The 19,416-nt window shown below is 50.2% G+C and carries 10 protein-coding genes; 5 read left to right on the top strand and 5 right to left on the bottom strand.

Annotated features, from left to right (window positions below; all coding sequences use genetic code 11):
• Positions 1–276 precede the first annotated feature (276 nt).
• A complete protein-coding gene (locus J2Z66_RS23040) occupies positions 277–3,732 on the bottom strand; it encodes an NEAT domain-containing protein (RefSeq protein ID WP_209974785.1) in 3,456 nt (1,151 codons plus the stop codon).
• A 673-nt stretch (positions 3,733–4,405) separates the two neighbouring features.
• Between J2Z66_RS23040 and J2Z66_RS23035 the strand changes: the two genes are divergently transcribed.
• A complete protein-coding gene (locus J2Z66_RS23035; RefSeq protein ID WP_209974783.1) occupies positions 4,406–4,897 on the top strand; it encodes an NEAT domain-containing protein in 492 nt (163 codons plus the stop codon).
• Positions 4,898–5,022: 125 nt separating this feature from the next.
• Positions 5,023–8,598 carry an NEAT domain-containing protein gene (locus tag J2Z66_RS23030; RefSeq protein ID WP_209974781.1) on the top strand — a complete coding sequence of 1,192 codons (3,576 nt, stop codon included), beginning with the start codon at positions 5,023–5,025 and terminating at the stop codon, positions 8,596–8,598.
• A 130-nt stretch (positions 8,599–8,728) separates the two neighbouring features.
• Here the strand turns inward: J2Z66_RS23030 and J2Z66_RS43525 are convergent, their stop codons facing one another.
• Positions 8,729–8,860 carry a hypothetical protein gene (locus tag J2Z66_RS43525; RefSeq protein ID WP_281068878.1) on the bottom strand — a complete coding sequence of 44 codons (132 nt, stop codon included), beginning with the start codon at positions 8,858–8,860 and terminating at the stop codon, positions 8,729–8,731.
• A gap of 206 nt (positions 8,861–9,066) precedes the next feature.
• On the opposite strand from J2Z66_RS43525, the gene J2Z66_RS23025 reads away from it, so the two are divergent.
• From J2Z66_RS23025 to J2Z66_RS23015, 3 genes are all read left to right on the top strand, one after another.
• A complete protein-coding gene (locus J2Z66_RS23025) occupies positions 9,067–9,861 on the top strand; it encodes an SDR family oxidoreductase (RefSeq protein ID WP_209974779.1) in 795 nt (264 codons plus the stop codon).
• 439 nt (positions 9,862–10,300) lie between these two features.
• Positions 10,301–10,672 (top strand): BlaI/MecI/CopY family transcriptional regulator, encoded by a 372-nt coding sequence (locus J2Z66_RS23020; RefSeq protein ID WP_209974777.1) that lies wholly within the window; start codon positions 10,301–10,303, stop codon positions 10,670–10,672.
• Positions 10,665–12,572 carry a M56 family metallopeptidase gene (locus J2Z66_RS23015; protein WP_209974775.1) on the top strand — a complete coding sequence of 636 codons (1,908 nt, stop codon included), beginning with the start codon at positions 10,665–10,667 and terminating at the stop codon, positions 12,570–12,572. The genes J2Z66_RS23020 and J2Z66_RS23015 overlap by 8 nt, the downstream gene beginning before the upstream one ends.
• Before the next feature lie 69 nt (positions 12,573–12,641).
• On the opposite strand, the gene J2Z66_RS23010 is transcribed toward J2Z66_RS23015, so the two are convergent.
• The 3 genes from J2Z66_RS23010 to J2Z66_RS43880 all read right to left on the bottom strand — a co-directional run bounded on the left by J2Z66_RS23010 (position 12,642) and on the right by J2Z66_RS43880 (position 19,372).
• Complete coding sequence (locus tag J2Z66_RS23010) at positions 12,642–14,522, bottom strand: hypothetical protein (RefSeq protein ID WP_209974773.1); 1,881 nt, start codon at positions 14,520–14,522, stop codon at positions 12,642–12,644.
• Positions 14,523–14,598: 76 nt separating this feature from the next.
• Entirely contained in the window at positions 14,599–16,254 is a 1,656-nt protein-coding gene (locus tag J2Z66_RS23005; protein WP_209974771.1) for a LamG-like jellyroll fold domain-containing protein, read from the bottom strand.
• Between the two features lie 19 nt (positions 16,255–16,273).
• The gene (locus J2Z66_RS43880) at positions 16,274–19,372 is read right to left on the bottom strand and encodes a heparinase II/III domain-containing protein (protein ID WP_209974769.1); all 3,099 of its coding nucleotides are present in this window, start codon (positions 19,370–19,372) and stop codon (positions 16,274–16,276) included.
• Positions 19,373–19,416: the final 44 nt, after the last annotated feature.

The raw sequence follows: 19,416 nt of genomic DNA, 5'->3' as shown, positions 1-19,416 counted from the left end.
CTCCACATTTCCAAGCCCAACTAAATGAGAGCCATTATCATCAAGATGATTTCATTCTACATGCCAATTATGAACTCAGTATGAATGTTAGATTACAGATTTTGTTTGGTCTGCTTGTATTTACATGTCACGCTGCCAATCTTGCCCGGAACATCACAGGGCAGCCTTTAAAGACCAAATCACGGCCCTCGGGAACTGCCCTGCATGCCAGCGATGGCCGCCAACGGAAGGGGCCATCCTGGTGGCCCAGCGCTACACTATACGTATTAGCTCCTATTATTTGGCCTTCTGCGCAGACGCTTCAAGCAGGCGAACAATCAGAGTCAACGCCTCAGCACGGGTAGCGGTCGCATTCGGATCAAACCGATTGCCACCCTTGCCCTGGATGAGCCCAGCCTTGACCGCAGCGGCAACGTCCGGCCGCGCCCATACCGGAATATCCGCCAGATCGGCGAAGTCCGGCACCGCATTCACATCCGCATCCAGATTGGCTGCCCGGGTGATAATCACTGCAAGCTGCGAGCGCGTCAGATGGCCGCCTGCACGGAAGCTTCCGTCCTCGTAGCCGCCAATTAGGCCTGCGGCAACCGCGCGTGCCACATGGGCCTGCGCCCAATCAGGAATGCTGCCGAAGTCTTGGAGCGATCCGGCGTCCCCTTCGCCCTCCAGCTGCAGCGCCCGGCTGATCATGACGACGAATTCGCCTCGTGTCACAATGCCGTTCGGACGGAAGCTTCCGTCGGCGTAGCCATTCACGATCCCAAGCTTGACCGCTTGCTCGATGCTCGAGCGCGCCCAGTGGCTGGTGATATCCGGGAACTGAACAGTTCCTGAGCCGCTGCCATTTTTCTCTTCCGGCTGTCCCTTCTCTGCGCCGGCTACCTCCTCCTTCTTCACGGCTTCTTCCTCATTTTTTCCGGGAGCTCCCTGTCCTTGTCCGCCGTCACCATTGAGCTCATCGACCTTACCCGGGTTGACCCCGACTTCGCCCGACGTATCCGCACCCGGTACGGAAGGGTTGCTTCCGGCCAGTGTGGCCGAAGACTCATCGAACAGGAATTGGATATCATAAAGCTTGTCGAAATAATTGAATAGCGGCCAATTGATAAAGACAGTTCCGTTCAGCTTGCCGGACAAGGAAGACAACGTGAAGGAAGTCACTCGCGTGTTCTTGGCCGAATTTTGACTAACGACGCTTTCGCTGCTGCCGTTGATGCTAAAGTACTTGATTTCATTGCTTTGCTTGACGACAAACTTGACAGAGCGGCTTCCTCCCCGCACCTCGACCAGCGCCTGATTGACCACGTAATCATGGGCCATGGAAGTGCTGTCCTGCCCATCCTTCAATATTCGGAAATTCATGAAGTAGCTGCCGTCGGCTGGGTATACAGGTCCAGGATTTGTGCCAGGATCGGTCCCTGGATTTGTACCAGGATTTGTACCCGGATTCGTGCCGGACTGTATTACAGAAGCATTGAACGTTGCAACCGCCTGACGCAATGCCAGCAAAGCCGCATCTGTCTCGAGCTGAGTCCCGTTCAGCCTGACAGCTGCCTGGCCTGCCGTATCTACCCCGCTCTTAAATGCTTGAATGGCTCCGGCAGGATATTGGCCCGGGGCGCTGCCTGCCTTGGCTCTTCTCAACTGCCCCGTGGCGGCGCTGAACTCCTCCGACAGGAGCGAATTGTTGACATTGTTCCAATTCAATCGAATATGATGCAGCTGATCATAATTGGCTGCCGGAATGACCACATGCAATTTTGCCTCGAGCAGATTGCTCAAGCTGATGTCCTTCAATAACACGACACGGTAATTGTCTGTTGAATTTCCATACAACGTTTCTGCATCCGCATAAACGCCGTTCTCCCGTTTGTACTGGAATTCCGGAACTTGTGAGCTGTTTAAAATTGTGACGACCGCATCATACGTAGTATCGGTAACCCGCGTAATCCTGGCCGGCTTTTCAAAATAGGAATCTGCGCTGGAGAAAGCCGCATCTGTTGCATGCGCTACAGTGAAATGCAAGGTTGAACGCTGCGCAGCCAGGAAGGCGTCTACAGCTTTACCAAGTACGGTCGAAGCAGCGTTTATGTTCAGCCATGTCTCGGACAAACGCGACCCGGTTGCTCTGGCCGAATCAATTGCAGCTTGAAGCGTCACAAGAGCAGTATCGTCAAATTGCCCGCTCAGATCGCCGTTTAAGGCACGATCGTGCAGTTCTTGAGCATCTGAAACAGCTTCGTTCAAATTGTCAAGGAGCGTACCGTTGAAGCTCAAATAAACAGACTGCACAACAGAAGGCTCATCTGCTGTTGTGTAATTGAGCCTAACCATTCCGTTGACATTCGCGAACACTCTAAGCTGAACCTGAATGGAGTATTTATTCTCTCCTTTATCGATTCCTGTATCTAGCGGGATCACTTCAGCATCCGTTTGAAAACCTGCGCTTCCATCGCTGTTCGGACGATAATAGGACAAGTGAGTGAATTGGCTTTTCGCTTTGTTGAGCACAATATTGGCATGCTCACGGGTCGTGTTTCTTTTCAGAATGGTGGCTTCAGATTCAAAGAGAGAGCTCTTCGATGACACCTGCGCCTCGGCATCCATGGAGTCCAGCACGATTAATCTTGCGGTTCTTTCATACAACCTGTTGTTGTTGATCGTTGTCATGGCCGTAAGTACGGCATTCTTGCTGTCATCCACCTGCTTCTGTGTCGCCAAAGCATCGTTGTAGACGGTCCGGCCTGCCGCAACCGGATTTCCGATAGTTGTTGTCGCGCCGACAATGACACCGGGAGCATACAAACCTGCGTTAGTTGTAAACGTCAGTGTGGATGCAAGCGCCTCCGCCTCTTCAAGCGCTGCAAGCAGAGCCGACTTGTCGACGGTTACCCGCTGCCGCTTGAACAGATTTAACGCCTGGGTGAGCGTGCTGTAAGCAGCGTTTATTTGCTCTTTCGTAGCGCCGGCATCGCCGTGAACTGCTCTGGCATCATTTATGGCATACAGCAGAGAAGCTCTCGCTCCGGGGGCATACGCGCCATCCCAATGGCCTTCCTGTCCTTCAGTGCTGTTGTATACGGCCTGGGCCACCGTGATTTGCCAGGAAAGCTCCTCCAGATCGACACCGGTCTCCCCCGATCCTCCGTCCTGCCCAACAGGAACAAACGGCAGATTCGATACATCAATCGCCACTTGCGCCATATACCAGTTGTCATAAACCAGGGGTTCTCCATTAATATAAAAATCCTTAACAATGATGTGCATCAGCACATCCTGTTTGACTCTCACATCTTCAATCGCAAATTCAACTGTAGCCTGATAGCCTTCAACCAGCTTACTTTCCCCGTTAGGACCACGATTGACATATCCATCCGTAACGGAGATAACTTGTGCGGGCTCATACTGAGACACTGCTTCTGCGTACCCTGGCGTCCCGCCCGGCTTCAGGCTTCCCCAGTACTCGTACCAGTCGTAGTTGATAAAGCCAACCTGCAGCCTGTACTGGCCGTCTTCGGCAATCAGCTTGCCCGTTGCAGATTGGAGATGCTGCACGGCGTACGAATCTTCGTTGCTATTGTTCTTCAGGATTCTGAAATCCACCGAATATTCCCCGTCCCTCACTTTGGTGGCGGGGGCGGAATCTGCTGCCACGACGGGCACGGCGGATATCAGCATAAAGCTTGCGAGCAGAATAGCTATAAAACGCTGTATGGACTTTTTCAAAATCATCTCTAATCATTCTCTCCTTTTCCAATATGAGTGTAGAAAGCGGCAAGCCACCTTCTTTGCGCAAGCGACAGCATCGTGGGGGGAGCCAATATGCCTGTCCCTTGTGCAGCGAAGGTATTTACTTATATCGCATTTTTCTATGTACAGTCCCCTGAATTAAGAAAATGATAATCATTATCGATATAAGCAAAAAAAAAAACCTTAAAGGTGCGGACGCAGCAGGATCGTTATGAATCTTACAACTCGAATGTGAACGGAACATGAATTATAAATTACAAATTGAAAAAGACAGTCTCGAGGATCGGTTATGACCGTAGATAGGAGTTGGCCATGGTCTTTCCTCCTTTTGGAAAATGTAATTTAAAATTCATACTCCGTTCATAATTGAATTGTAAAATTTAGTATGTCGCCGATGATGTACACATTGGCGGCTTTCTGAGAGAGAAGTACGGCACGTATACCGGTGCGTCCAAGCTTCTGCCACAGAAATTTTTTTTGCATCCTTGTTGATAATGATTATCATTATCTTAAACACAGTTTCATTCTGTGGTTAGAATTTCTCGGCAGTCCGATACAGAAAGGAGAAGAGTACCACTGTAATTGCAATTAAGCACTGAGGGAAGGGCATTGACTCTAGTGATTTTAAAAAAACAATTAAAAGGAGTGTAGTAAAATGATGAATCATACAAAATCATTGAATAAGACGTTTGTTACCCTGATGGCCACTCTGCTTTTGGTACTGGCTTTGGTCGTTCCGGCTCATGCCGCAACCTACCCGGATGATGGAGATTACACAGTCGAGTATTCGGTGCTGCATGCAGTAAATAACGTTACTTCCATGTTGGATGCTTACCGCGATACCACCTTTTATGGGGGTAAGGCATTTTTGGAGGTAAGCGGTAGCGGTAGCACGCAAACTGTAACTGTCAGATTCACTAACGACAGCTATATCACTGCATTCGAAGTTGAACTTGGCTCCGGCTATGTGCCTGCAACACTCGTCAGCGGAACCAGCTTTACCTATTCCTTCCCTTACAGCGATTTTGAAAGTCTGCTGAAAGTACGGGCGTACATTGAAATCCCGGGTCCGCTGCCAGGCTTCCCGGACGGATACAGCACTTGGCGTGAAGCTCGCTTCTCGTTCGGCACTATTGACGAAATTTAAGTAAACACCACATTTGATCGATTTTGACGCAGAGTACGGAAGCTTTATTCGTAAAGCTTTTGTACTCTGCTCTTGTGCATTATCTTTTATGCTTCAAATTAGACTAAGACAGGAGAATTACTCAAGTGAGCGAAAAACTAAAAAAAATAATATCGATTATGCTCTCCATTATCTTATTCGCAACTTTAACAGGAGTCGGGGCACAATCAGCAAGCGCAGCAGCAGAAAAAATAGTGCCCAATGGTGAATATAATATAAGCTTTCGTTATTTAGAAGATTCTACATCCAACGATTCCAGAGTCCAAACGTATGCGTTGGTGAATACAGGAAAACTTGTTGTAAACAATGGAACCTACCGATTTTCTAATGAATTCACTACATACGGTGTTTTTCACAGCTTTATGACCAGGATGGCCGGACACAACAAAGCCAGCATTGTAAATGAAACAGTAGAAGGCATTGCCGGTTACAAGGATGCTGAAAAAGTTTTTATCAACAATGACTCCGAGCATGCGAGGGTTTCTTTTGATCTCGCCGATCTGACAAGCAAACAAGATATTTTGGTTCATATTGTTATTCCTGAAATTCCACCGAATGGTTACGATCATTGGTACAACATACAACTTGAGCTGGATACCAGCACATTGCCTTATGTGTTCCCGGAAGATCCGGGAAGTGGCGGCGAACCTGCCGTTAGAACTCTTAACGAGCTCCGGGATCTCATAACGGTCGCCAAATCGGTATATGCCACTTTCGAGGAGGGTAGCGGTCACGGTTATTATCCATCCGGAAGCAAACAGTATCTGGAGACTAACATCACGTTCGCTGAATTTATTGCAAATTCATCTTACCAGACTTCAAGCCAAATATCCGCAGCTTATGCGCAGTTGGACAGTGCCCTGAAGCAAGTTGAACAGCTGCGCATTGTTGTCGACAAGAGCCTTTTGTCGGCACTACTGGACACCGCCAGCGAGCTGCACTCAAAAATAAAAATTGTAGGAGAAGTCATAGGCGGTCCGAATGTTAGCGGGGCTGTTGCTACTAATTTAATAAGCGAAGGGGAATATCCCCGGTCCCCTGAAAATTCCAGAACTCAGTTAGGAAACCGCATTGCTCAAGCCACCGATGTTCTCAATAATGCACAGGCCACTCAGCAGCAAGTAGATGCCGCCTATGAGCAGCTGCAGCAATATCTGAACGACATTGAGGCAAATAGAGCCACTCGCTCCACTATCAAGATGGCTGTGATGGATGTCGATGTTCTGAATAATCCTACTGTGAGCAAGTCTGTTTATGAGAAATATTTGGATCTGGAAGTAGATCACTATGCTTCCAATCGGCAGCATATTCGCCTTGTTCTACGCAACATAAAGGAGTTGCTAACTCAACCTGTATCTACAGCAGGCAACGGCAGAATCCGGGCAAGCACCCCGCCAAACACAGGGGATTTGAAGGCTGCCAACGGAAGTTTGGGGACACAACAGGCCTGCCCTGTCATCTCGTATGATGAGGACAATGACATCGTTACATGCCAGATTATGTTGCGAAATGCTCCCAATTCGCTGGTACCTGAAATGTTCACAAGCGGCATTGTGCAATTCTGGTTCGATAACACGCTCCTTGACAAGACCGTCATTCTTAACTTCAATGTGGAGCAGGCTGAGTCATTGAAAGCACAGCTTGCAGCTGCACAAGATTTGCTGGATGAGGCTACGGACGAGAGCAGCGCAGGTCTATACCCGGAATCGGCAATTGAGCAGCTTGCAACAGCTATTAGTGCGGCCTCTGAAGTGACGGCCAATCCGATTGCAATCAGACGCGAGCTGACCCAGGCCGCACAACAACTGCAGCAAGCTGTAACGCTGCTTCAAGGGCAGAAGGTATACGAAAAGAACTTTACTGTCGCTCATGCCACACAGGACACCTTCTCCTCTATGGACGCGTACTTCCTGAAGCCGGCCAAAATTGAAACATCCGCCGGTGGGCAAGCAACCATATCGTTTACTATTAAAGATAGCTCAACCATCAAAGAGTTGAAAATTGATCGCGGAAATGGAATTTACGAGGATGTTCAAGTCATAAGTGAGGATACAACTGCCAATACTCGTGTGGTAGCGTTCAGCGTCAATGACTTTACAAGCCTTCTTAGCGCCAAGGTTAGGGTTGTAACCCCCAGAGGCCCGGGGCAAATTCATGATGAAACATATGACATTCGCTTCAACATTAATGGTGTTGACAATCGGGCTCTGCAAGAGGCGATAGCTGCAGCGACAACACTCAACCGTACCGCCGTAGTCGGCACCAATCCGGGTGAGTACCCGCAAGCTGCGAAAACGACACTGCAACTCGCGCTGACGGAGGCTGGCAAAGTGGCGACCAAAGTTGAAGCTACCCAGCAGCAGACCCAAATGTCACTGGAGCTCCTGACAGCAGCTATTGAGCAGCTTAAGGCTGCTAAAATCCCTGAGTCAGACACGCCGTCCACCCCCGGCAATGGTCCAGGCAACGGTCCCGGTAATGGCCCAGGCAATGGCTCGGGTACAAATCCTAATGCGCCCGTATACCCTGCCGACGGAAACTACTACATGAACTTCCGTATATTGGAGAACGGTAAAGAATCCAATTCTATGGCCCATGACTATGTAGTCAGTCAGGCGCTTGTCCAGGTGCAGGGAGGCAGCCGCACCGTCAAGTTCGTCGTCAAGCAAAGCTATGAAATCAAAAACTTTAGCATCAACGGCAGCAGCGAAAACGTCGTCAGTCAAAATACGGCCAAGAATACAAGGGTGACATCTTTTACACTCCCTTCCCTCACAGGAAAGCTGAACGGCACTGTCTATATCGAATGGTATAATGTGGGGAATAAAGGGTTTGACTATGTCCATACGTACAACATCCAAGTTTTATTTGACGAATCCTCGGCTACGTCAGTTGCTGCCGATGCTGCTGTACCTGGAGCAGATGTAAGCGGCAATGTCAATACCGATGGTGATAAAGAGAAAGAATATAATGGGAATGGAAATCAAGGGAATGGCAGTGGGACCGGGACCGGAAACGGAACCAAAGATGCTGGAGCCAAGGATGATGAAGGCAAAGGCGGAGATCACACACAGCCTGGCAATTCAGTAGGAACCGGCAGCGGTGCGCCAACAGTCGTATTCTCCGACACGGCCACGCATTGGGGGAAAACCAGCATCGAGCAAGCGGTCAAGCTGGGGATTGTGAACGGCTACGCCGACGGCAGCTTCCGTCCGAACGGCATTGTAACGCGCGGTGAATTCGCCGTCATGATCAGCCGGGCGCTGCAGTTGGAAGGCGAAGGCGATGGAGAATCGCTGCAAGACTTCAGCAGCATTCCAGGCTGGGCGCAACCGCACGTGGCCCGTGCGGTTGCAGCGGGCATTATTAGCGGCTATGAGGACGCGACATTCCGTTCGAGCGGACAACTGACTCGCGCACAACTTGCGGTCATCATTGCCCGGGCAGCGGGTCTCATGCTTGATGTGAATGCGGCGCTTTCCTTCTCGGATGCCGCATCCATTCCGACATGGGCACAGCAGGAAGTTGCGGCCGTTGCCAAGGCCGGTCTAGTTGAAGGTAAAAACGGCAACCGGTTTGATCCAAACGCAACAGCCACCAGAGCCGAAGCGCTCACGCTCATTATCCGACTGTTGGAGTTAACGAAGGCGGCAGTTAAATAACTAATTTTTGTCCGGCACCAACACGTAGTAAAACTATAATAAGTACGAAAAGGCAGCTTTCAATAGTCTTGACAGACCGTTGAAGCTGCCTTTTTTCTATGGACTTAAACAGTCATCCGCGTCAACAGATCTAACGTTCCATAATAAGAAAACCCAGGGCAACCGCGTCTTCCTCCGAATAAAAATCGGAAAACCGGTAAAAACTAACAGCTATCTCGTCCGAATGTTCCATGATTCCATGTACCGTGTTCCACGATTCCATGATTCCATTTCCGTGCCCCATACTACATGCTCGATGTCCCTGAATACCGTTGATGAGGTTAGCCGTTTATGCTTATGGTTTCAATAACCGGCCTGATGTGTAATTATCCGATATACCTGGTCATCTAACCTGGCAGCATAACTTGTGAACTTAACCTGATAACAACTAGCATGACCATCCCATAAAGTAAAGGAGCGATACAGCTAATGAATACCCAGCAGCGTGTAAAAGGGAAAGTAGCCGTCATTACAGGAGGAGGCTCCGGTATCGGCAAGGGGGCTGCCCTCCGTCTTGCCCAGCATGGAGCCATCGTCTGCCTGCTTGACCGGACAGTTGAAAACGCTGAAGCCGTAAAAAAACAAATCGAACAGGAAGGCGGAAAAGCCGAGGTGTTCGAAACAGACATCTCCAAGCCTGAAATGGTCGAGAGATCCATGAACAAAGCTGCCCAGCAGTTCGGCAGGATAGATATCGTCTTCGCCAATGCCGGCATTAACGGCAAATGGGCGCCCCTTGAGGAATTGACCCCTGAGGACTGGGACACTACCTTGTCGATTAACTTGAAGGGAACATTCCTTACCTTGAAATACGCAGTGCCTCATCTGAAAAAAAACGGCGGCAGCGTCATCATCACCAGCTCGGTGAACGGCAATCGCATATTTTCCAACACAGGGGCTAGCGCCTACAGCTCCAGTAAAGCGGGACAAGTTGCTTTTATGAAAATGACGGCATTAGAGCTTGCCACCTACAGAATCCGCGTAAATGCTATTTGCCCGGGAGCAATCGATACCAATATCGGTGAAAATACGGAGACGTCCCCGGAGCTGGAAAAGGTGAAAATTCCTGTGGAATTCCCCGAAGGCAATCAGCCTCTGGAAGGACATGCAGGCTCCATCGAGCAGTGTGCTGACCTGGTGCTGTTCCTCGCGTCCAACGAGTCCTCCCATATCAGCGGCACCGAGATCTATATCGACGGCGGGGAATCTCTGATTCAAGGCTAACTTGCGGAGCCCTCAAGCTGCGGCAGAAGTATGCCTTGGCTTGGGGGCTTTTTGGTTTTGCTTTTTGCTCTTTCGCTTCTGCTACAGTTAAATGATTGTACCGGCTGGCGCTTCAACACTAGGCGAATTTTCCAGCCGATACCTAAGTCCTTGCCACAGTTAGCCTCTATCCCTTCCGTCGCCATGCCGCCCTTCCATTTTCCTCCTTTAAAGTAGCCTGCCTGAGCATCTATGATTTCTCCTGGTTGTTTAAGCTGAAATATGGGATGCCCCCCAGCTCAAATGAACAACAAACAAGGCTCTCCTACCTCTTTGTATCAACCCGCAACTGATATCTGATTGATGATTGATTGATAACTGATTATGTGTTGCCTTTCGCTTCTACATCTTGTATAATGAAAAACAAGTTGTAGAAACGACAAAAAGGAGGACATTTACTATGCAAATAACCAAAGCAGAAATGGAAATTATGCAAGTGGTATGGGCCAGCGGAAGCAGGATAACCACCAAAGAAATCGCGGAAAAATTGCCGGATAAAAAAACCACGACGATTATCACCCTCGCCGGCAGACTCATTGACAAAGGCGCTCTGCATGCTGCCAAGCTCGGGCGCTCCCACGCTTTTGAATATTGGGCGGCTATCAGTGAACAAGAATACCAAAAAATGCAAACACAGAGCTTCGTTCGCTCCATTCATAACGGCTCTGCCAAAAGCCTGATCAGCGCTTTATTCAAGGATGAGAATCTCAGTAAAAAGGATATCGAAGAGCTCCGTGAATTCATTAACCGCGAGGTCGACTCTGATGATTAAATGGCTGCTTATGACTTCTCTTGCTGGTAGTATCGCGAGTTTATGTCTTATTTTTCTGAAAACGAGGCTTTCTGCCAAATACGGAGGGCGCTGGTATTATTATGTTTGTTTGTCTTCCCTGCTGCTGTTTATAGTCCCTTTGAGTTTAAACGTGCCTGCCCTTTATCCTCAGTCCTTATTCCCGGAAACCGTCACAGCCTCATTTAACGGAAATCCGGCTGCTGCAGCTGAGACGACAACCTCGGAACAAGCTTCATCCGTTCAAGCCTTGGAGCAACCTGCACCATCCGTTGAAGGGGCCTCAAAAGGCAACTTTCCAGTTTTACCCGCATCTGTATGGATCATCGGCATCTGGATAAGCGGTTTTGCCATCGCACTTTTTTACTATTTCTTCAGTTACTTTCGTTTCAAACGTAAAGCGCTTCAAGGTATCTTGATCGATAAGGCGGGAGGCTTGAACGTGCTGGCCAGCGACTATGTTCATTCGCCTATGCTGATCGGGTTCATTAAGCCCCAAATTGTGTTCCCCCAAACGAACATCAGTGCGATGGAATATCAGCTAGCGTTAACGCATGAATTGATTCACCATAAGCAAAAAGATGCCTGGCTTAAACTATTCGCCGTGATAGTGAACTGCCTGCACTGGTTTAATCCGGTTTCTTATCTGGCCCTGGCCAATATAAGCGAAGCCTGTGAATACGCCGTGGATGAGACTGTGTCCAAAACGATGAAGCCTATGGACAAGAAGCACTATAGCGAAATGATTTTGCACTTTGCTGCCCAAGCGTCTCCTGCCTTCAATAGCGGTCTGGCGCAGCCTAAGAAACAGTTATACAGAAGATTTAAGCTGATCATGAACCGAAATACGGGAAAAAGTCCCGCCCTCTCCGGCATCCTGTTCGCCACTATGATCGCGGCCGTGTCTCTCTTCTCCTCCTCCGTTGTGTTTGCGAAAGCGCCCCAACCGATTACGGAGTACAGCGGGGGAATCCGAACCTATTACGATCTAAATGCGAATTTGGAAAAAAATATTAAAAATACGCTGGGCATATCCAAAGATAGCGTTAGAGTGTTCTGGGGAGAACTGTATATCGATAAAGACGGGTTGAAAATCGATTATTTTAACCGCACAGAGCCTTACTACAAGGTGGCGATCCAGTGGATGGACAAAAACAGTCCCGATATTGCCGGCATGACCCAGAAAACGTTTTTCGTAGAAAACCGCACCATAACGGTTGCTTTCGCCGATAAGGCGGCGGCCTACAAGGATGATAAGGTCATTAAAAACATGATTACGCGCCAGATCGCATTCGAATTGAACAACTATAACAAAGATCAAAAATATAAGTATGATCATGCTGCGTTTACGAACGAGCTCATTCAGCGCGGAGCCTACGTATTCAATGAGATCTTAGCCCCAGAGCAATTTGCATTCGAACTATCCATAACGAAAAACGAAGAAATTGTAGGCTACAAACCCATCACGGCCTATGACAAGAAATCCAAATTAACGGATATTTTCAATAAAAGCGTGAAGCTCCCCAAGTCTGTTTACAGCGAAAGCGCCGACGGTTCTCAGGGCCTTCAGATTGGCAAAACCTTTGTGATGAAAAGCGGAGAAACCTTGGCGCTCGATATCAAAGAAACGACCGACAAATCGCCGACCGTCAGCTTGGCCATCCTGGATGAGACAACGGGCGCCGTCGCATACTGGTATCCCGCAGCTTCCAGCGGTATGCGGTATATGTTTACACCCGGGAAAAATACCGCAAACCATTCTTTTAAGATAGTGGCAAGCGGCGAAGAGGAAGACGCTGCTAAAATCGAAGTTTTCACTTATAAAAGCGGCGAGGAGGAAACCAAAGTACTCCCCTTCACTCCGCCTCTGATCCTCCGTTGATAACATCTCCGTTAATAGCAGGCCCCTACTAGAGAGAAAGCAGGGGCCTTAATGGTAAAAACGATGATACTATGGTGCCTGTAAAGCAACTCTTTGCTGAATTGAGCCGTAATCTGCCCCACTGGTTGTTACAACACCAGGCAGACTTATTTTATAAGATTTATTGCCACCATGTTTGATAACTGTGTCATAAGCACCGGTAAAGTATGACCCGGCCTTACTAAAATACCATAATTTAGAAGCCTCAAAATCTCCATTTAAAGCATCGCTATTGGTAATCGCCAAGTCATCCCAATTTACACTAACACTGTAATTTCCACCGTTTGATTTTTTGTCAATGACACGTAACTTAATTACAGCATTTGACTTCCCTGAGACTTGAGCAGTAATATCAACGGACTCGTTATACCAAGTTCCTGCGGCATCATCTGCCACATCTTTTTCCCAAACAACCACACCATCAACTAAAACCTGCTTATAATGATATGTCTTGGGAGCAGTAGTGCCTCTGTCATCATAATGCGAAAAAGTAAGCGTATAAGTCGGTGCCGCTTTAGTAGTAAAACTTCTGGAACTGGTCGTAGAAGTAGCGCCGGCTATATTCCTTGAAGTTACTCTCCAATAATAAGTTGTACTATAGGATAGACCAGATACTGCAGCATAGGGATAAATTATTTTATCACTGTCTATCACTATATTAGTAAAATTGCTATCTGTGGCTATTTGCAGCCTGTAATCTGCTGAGTTTACCGAAGGTTGCCATTGGAAGCTTAAAATAGTGTTCTGACCCGTTGCCCCACTGGATGGTGTGCCAAGTGTAAATGCTTGCGGCGAAGACTGTCCAGGATGAAGTTGCATTAGAGTGGCATAACTTTCAAAACCACGAGTACCACCGCCCCCATGAAGAGAAAGATATTTTTCATAAGGTGCCCAAATACCACTTTTCCATCTTTCCAAGTCACCAAAATCAAGCGTAAATTCTCCTGAATAACCCCCAGACCCGTTTACATAATAAGAAAGCCATGGATCAGTTGATGATCCGTTCCACATCAGACTATTCACCGTAGTTCCAAGCTTGGTCATATCACTTCCTGCGAAACTGCCTCCCCGCATGTAGTTGGATATAGCTCCACCAATATCTAAAGGTGCATGCCCCCAATCTTCGAATTTTACCGATTGGGCGTCGGACGGCGTTTTCCTTTCCCAATAGTTCCAGGTATATGAGCTTCCACTCGTTGTAAGAAGGCTCTTGAAATTTCCGAGGATAAGATCTGCCCATAATAAATAATGACGTTTGGAAGGGGTTACTTGAGCCATGGCATACAATGCTTTTGCCATCCCAATATTCATATTTGTCGGCAAAGAATGACCCGGATCGTCATGATCCAAATATTCGTTATAGTATTCCGACCATGCAATATCGAATCTGGGTATTAGATCACTATTAATAACGGATTCAAGTTGATTGGCTTGGGTTCCATAAGTGATCCCTTGCGGGTTGGTTGCTGCACTTAAGGTTGGATCATTTCTAACGGTCAAAATAAAATTCGCCCATTCACTGACAATATTACCAACATGGACGACGTACTCCCTATAGGAACCAGCATAATGACTTGTCCCCCAACTGAGATAACCATCATTATTGGTGTCTGCAAGGGTACCATACATATTGTTAATGTATTGACTCAACTTTTCAATATAGCTTGTCTGTTTTGTAAGATTGTACATCCGATAAAGTCCATTGAGGGTATACGTTCCATCCCATCCACTGTATGCACTGTCCGCCGTATCGGTCCATCCGTAATGACCATCTGATGTATCATAGGCAGTGAGAAGGTTGTCAAATCGGGTTTTCCAGGTTGATAAACTGTCGTAGGCAAAAACCGGTGTAGTTAAAGATGTCAGCAGGGTGAATACAATGAAAAATGAGAAAATCGCTCTTTTTTTCATAAATACATCCTCCAATTTTTTTATAAAAGTGTGAATTAAAGAATTTCCACCTGTGAGCATTTTTTACAACGATTGTTTACAAATGCCGTTGTTTTTCAACGTATCCTTCCGTAATTTCTGCTGCGGACAATGCTGAATCCCACAGCTCGACTTCGCGGATCAAGCCGGAAAAGTGACATTGCGGGCCTTTTCCCAACACAAGCGAAACGTTATCAAGGGCCAAGCTTGTCGTATCCTTGCACTCTGCGGAAGAAATAAACTGCCCATCCAGATAAAGCGCAAGCCGCTCTTTGTCATACGTAATCGTTGTGTGGTGCCAACCATCTGTCAGTGCGGTATCGCATGTAGCCAGCGGATCATTGCTCAGGCTCCATACTTTGCCGCTCGGCAGCGTGCCGGCAAACAGCTTGCCGTTATATACCGCCATGGACCAAACGCGGCGATAGCGAACATCCGGATCTGGATCTTCGAGAACCCCCATTAATTCCCATTCACGATTGCCCTTGTAACGATACACATGGCCGCTCGGCAGCGTGCCGGCATACAGCTTGCCGTTGAACACCGATACTCCCATGACTTCCAACTCATCGCCCATCAGCCCGAAATCGCTCCATTCGATCCCGCCTTCATAACGCAGCATTCGGCCTTCATTCCAGATGCCCATCAACAGATCGTTGTGGAAGACGGAGAAGCAATATACCTGGGAGCATTGCGGTACGTTGCCGCAATATTCCCAAGGTTCCCCGAGTTTGCGGCGATAAACGCCTGCGCTTTCATTGCAGCCGATATACAGGTCGCCACGATACGGCGCCATATTGAACGTTCGCGTCGTGCCCTCAGGCCCTGGGGCGCCAAGCACCTCGCAACGGCCGTCCTCATCATAAGCGAACACTCCATGCGGATAGAACGACATCGCGATCAGCCGGTCGTCATATACGGTCATCGCCCCGATGCTGTCATTGTCCGGCACGGGCAGCTCGGCAAACAGCTCCCATTCCCGACCTCCCTTGTAGCGAAATATCCGACCGCCCGGCTCTTCGTTGGGCGAGGCCGGCAACGACGAGCCGCTTGCTCGGTAGCGCATCGTACCGGCATAAAGCATCCCCTTAAACTCGGCCAACGCGTAAACCGCATTGCTCTCGTCCGGATGGCCGCAGTCGATCCATGTTCCGGCAGCTTCATCCAAGCGAAAAACCCTGCCGAGGTGATCCTTCGCATTATCGAATGTGCCGGCGTACAGATGCCCCGCATGAACACACAGGGCGCTGACCATGCGGCCGTCGCCCGGACTGCCCCAATCGCGCCAAACGTCCTCGCCATGAGCGGCGCTCCAGCCGAACTGCAGGTTGCGCCAGTTGGACTGGGTCGAAGTTACCCCGGCCTGGGTCAGCACCGACAAATGCCAGCCCTCCATTCGCTCCTCTGAGTAGACACTGGCGAGGCCGCCGGGCAAGAAGCCTTTGCCGTCCTTCACCTGAAACTGCAGCGACAAGCTGAACGAGCGACTTCCATCCGTTGCTGCCGATACCGGCAGTGTCACCGCCGAGCCAAGGCCGTCAAATACAGCGCCTTCTTCATCAAAAACTAGCCGGCCGCTTGCCTCGCCGTGTCCACCTTCTCCCGAAGCGTCCTGACAATCGGTACGCAGCGGCCAATAACCGATGCGCTGTCCCTTTGCGGAACGCTCCTCCTGCTTGTTCCCGAACATTCTGTTTGTCTGTTGATTCTCCATATTTGTTTTCCTCCAATGATCAAGTTTGTAAAAATGACAACGGAATCCGCAGCTTTTGTCCCACATCAATGTTGTACTTATATGCCGTACCTTCTCCCAACGCGCGGATAGGTGATACCTGCCCGATGTCGAGTATAGTCTGCACACCTTGCGAATGTGCCCGGTGTATCCGGTAGACCGCGTTCTGCGCGCCGTCGTTGTCGATATACACATACCGCCCAGTCAGCGCTTCAAGCTCTATTTGCTGCTCCAGCGCGACGGTAATGCTGTTTTCTAACGTGAGCTCACGGGTGAAATCCGCGACAACGCCTGTCAACGCGCCAGGATGCCGCATATCGCACAGCAGTTCACAGTCATTGCCGTACAGGAAATCCATTTTACCCTCCCGCAGACTGCAGACAGCGGCAAACCCGCGAAAATCAAACAAATTGTCCACCCGGTAGGTGATTTCCCGGTTTGTAGCGTACACCACATAATCGATTCTGCCGTTTTTCAGCGGGATTTTGAGTGCTTTAACCGCATCCTCCCGTCCCGGCTCTCCCGACAGCACGGCCACCGGCACCGCGGTCAGGCTGTCGGTTATGTACGGCGTATCACAGTACGGCTCAAACACGGTCGTAAACAAGCTGTCGAGGTTGTTCCCCGTTCTGCGTGTCAGGACATACTCCAGATACGGGATATCGGGAGTATTATAGTGCGGCGGTTTCGCACGGGCGATCGCCACCTCATCCGGCGCAAAATCTCCCAGCATCGTCATGCGCAGATGCAGGTTTTTCTCCTCGGGCAGCACCCGGCGAAAATCAGTGATTTGAAAATCGACCGTAAAACGCAACTCCGGCGCTCGATCCCGCCGCACATTATACAGCCAGGTCATGCCCGGCGGATGGCGCAGCATATCGACCTCCCAGGAGGTCTCCACCGTGTTTGGATCCTGACCCCAAGGCACCTCCGGCCCTGCGTAGCTGCCGACAAATTGTCCGCTTTCATCCGTCTGTGGGATGAGCGTCAGTCCTCGTGTTTCATGGATGGTGTTCGACTGCGCGTGGAAGCTGTACAGATGGTCGTCTCCCCCCAGGATACGGAAGAAATCCACGCCGTATGACACGCCGTCCCCCGCATCTACCATAACAATGCTGCGTCGGTATGCCCGCGTCTGCGGATAGGCGCTCCCCGCTTCCATATCCATGAGCTTGACACGACCCGCATCGTCATAATGCAGCGGGGCGGCAGCAGCGGTCAGTTGGTGCTGCATCCGGCCGTCCACCATGACGGTGTTATGCGACAAGGTGCCGCTCACCCATTGCAGGCGGTTGGGCTGTGTGCCCGTCACCTCCGGATACCCCAGGTCAGGCGCAAAATTCAGGCCGTATGCATCGATCCCCAGATTCAGCGCGTCCGCATGCCCGTGCCCGTCTCCAAGACCAAAATACAGAGAAAAGTCCCGCAGCGTATTCGTATGCGCCGTTTTTTCGCCGTCCCGCAGGACGGCAAAGCCATACCCGGTCATCATATCGCTGTCCGCGCTCAGAGGACCATGTTCCCGTATGGCGTTTTCAATGCTTCGCCGTAACGCCTCGGGATCGCGATCCGTGATAACACCGTGTAGGTTCTCTGCAGAATTTCCGTTCATGCAGTGGATATACTGCGCCAGACGCACACCGCCCAGGTGCCGATACCCGCTCAGCGCCTTATCCATTCGAAACACAAAGCCTTTCGACGCGGTGCGGCCGCTGTCTCCGATCTGTGCCGTATAATACTCCGCCATCATGAGCGGTATATGCGCGGTGAACATCTGTGCGAACTTCGGGTTTTCATACAGGTCCACAACAGGGCAGGCGTCGTACTCGTGCAACACTTCCGCCAGGTCCACCATGTGATTCAGCCATAATGCGTTATATTCCGGCGATGCCTCATCGCCCATGCCATCGCGATCCACGCTGCCCGTCAGCACACCGAGTACATTACCGCCAGAAATGGGCGTATCCTGCGCCGGATCCCCGTTGTTGCGGGGGGGTCCTGGCCGCATAATCCAGTCCAGCCATTCGCCCGTCTCCGGCATGGCGTCCAGTACGACTGCCGCCTTCGCCAGTGCGGCTTGTTCCATGCCGAAATTGCCACAGATACGCCCTGTGCGGCAGCCGCTGTATATTTCGCGCAGGATATTATGCTCTGCATGGGCCCGTATAGCCGAGGCGCTGTTCTTTGGGTTCTCCTGTCCATACCGCAAAGATTTTTCCCGCAGGCAATCAATCAGGATGGCATCCTCATACACAGGGTAAAACGCATCGTAGGCGCTCGCAAGCTGCTGGGTGACGAAGCACTCCCAGATAGAGTCACAAATCTTTCCACGGAAATTTTCCGCCCCGCGAAACTCGGCCCACTGGTACCAGTCATAGCCGGGATAGAAATCCGCTACCCGGTCGAGCAGCATCGCTCCGGCACGGCCGTATCGGGCCTCCCCCGTATAGACGTAGGCCTTGGCAAGAGTATTGATCGCAAGCAGGATAACGCCGCCATCGTAGCCGCCGCCCCAGAGTCCGCGGTCCAGATAGGTGGCAATGTAATTATGCCGTTCCCGCACACCGTTGTCGTAAACATGGCCTGTGTAATACCCGAAGCCGTCGTCCACGCCCCAGCCCTCGCCCATTTCGGGGTACAGCTCGTTTATCAGATAATCCGGGCCTCCAGCGGCCTTGCTCTTCTCGTTTTTTTGCCGCGCAAGCTCATGCTGAAACACGCCGTGCGCATCCAGTCCCAGCCGGTAAAACCCGCCGAAGTCGTTGGAGGGAAACCGGCGCAGACAGTCCGGGCATTGGATCTTCCACGGATCCTCCAGCGGCCTGACAATCCACGGGTAATGCTTCGCGTACTTCTCGCAGATGTTCACACCGCAGTAACGGCAATAAAAAATTTTCGGATCCAGGGTATGCCCCGTGTGATAATACCGCGGGAGCCCCTCAGCAACGATTAATTCGTAAATCCGCTCCGCCTGCATGGCGTATTCGTCTGCCAGTTGGCAGACAGCGTCCGCCTGCTCTCTGGCCCACACGTAAGCCGCGATGTTTGTCCGCGCGGCAGACCGCTTTTCCTGCGTCCATAGGGTTGCGCGTGTTTTCACGGACGTAAACCTCGTCATGTCGCGTATCACTCTCTTTCATCTGT

Source organism: Paenibacillus eucommiae (assembly GCF_017874215.1).
Taxonomy (GTDB): domain Bacteria; phylum Bacillota; class Bacilli; order Paenibacillales; family NBRC-103111; genus Paenibacillus_AI; species Paenibacillus_AI eucommiae.
Note: the sequence above shows the minus strand (reverse complement) of the source record. Positions and strands in the feature narration are given on the sequence as shown.

Coding starts and splice junctions, on each gene's coding strand:
- J2Z66_RS23010 (WP_209974773.1), bottom strand. CDS start 14,522: ATGAAAAAAAGAGCGATTTTCTCATTTTTCATTGTATTCACCCTGCTG.
- J2Z66_RS43525 (WP_281068878.1), bottom strand. CDS start 8,860: ATGGAATCGTGGAACACGGTACATGGAATCATGGAACATTCGGACGAG.
- J2Z66_RS23035 (WP_209974783.1), top strand. CDS start 4,406: ATGATGAATCATACAAAATCATTGAATAAGACGTTTGTTACCCTGATG.
- J2Z66_RS23005 (WP_209974771.1), bottom strand. CDS start 16,254: ATGGAGAATCAACAGACAAACAGAATGTTCGGGAACAAGCAGGAGGAG.
- J2Z66_RS23025 (WP_209974779.1), top strand. CDS start 9,067: ATGAATACCCAGCAGCGTGTAAAAGGGAAAGTAGCCGTCATTACAGGA.
- J2Z66_RS23015 (WP_209974775.1), top strand. CDS start 10,665: ATGATTAAATGGCTGCTTATGACTTCTCTTGCTGGTAGTATCGCGAGT.
- J2Z66_RS23020 (WP_209974777.1), top strand. CDS start 10,301: ATGCAAATAACCAAAGCAGAAATGGAAATTATGCAAGTGGTATGGGCC.
- J2Z66_RS23040 (WP_209974785.1), bottom strand. CDS start 3,732: ATGATTTTGAAAAAGTCCATACAGCGTTTTATAGCTATTCTGCTCGCA.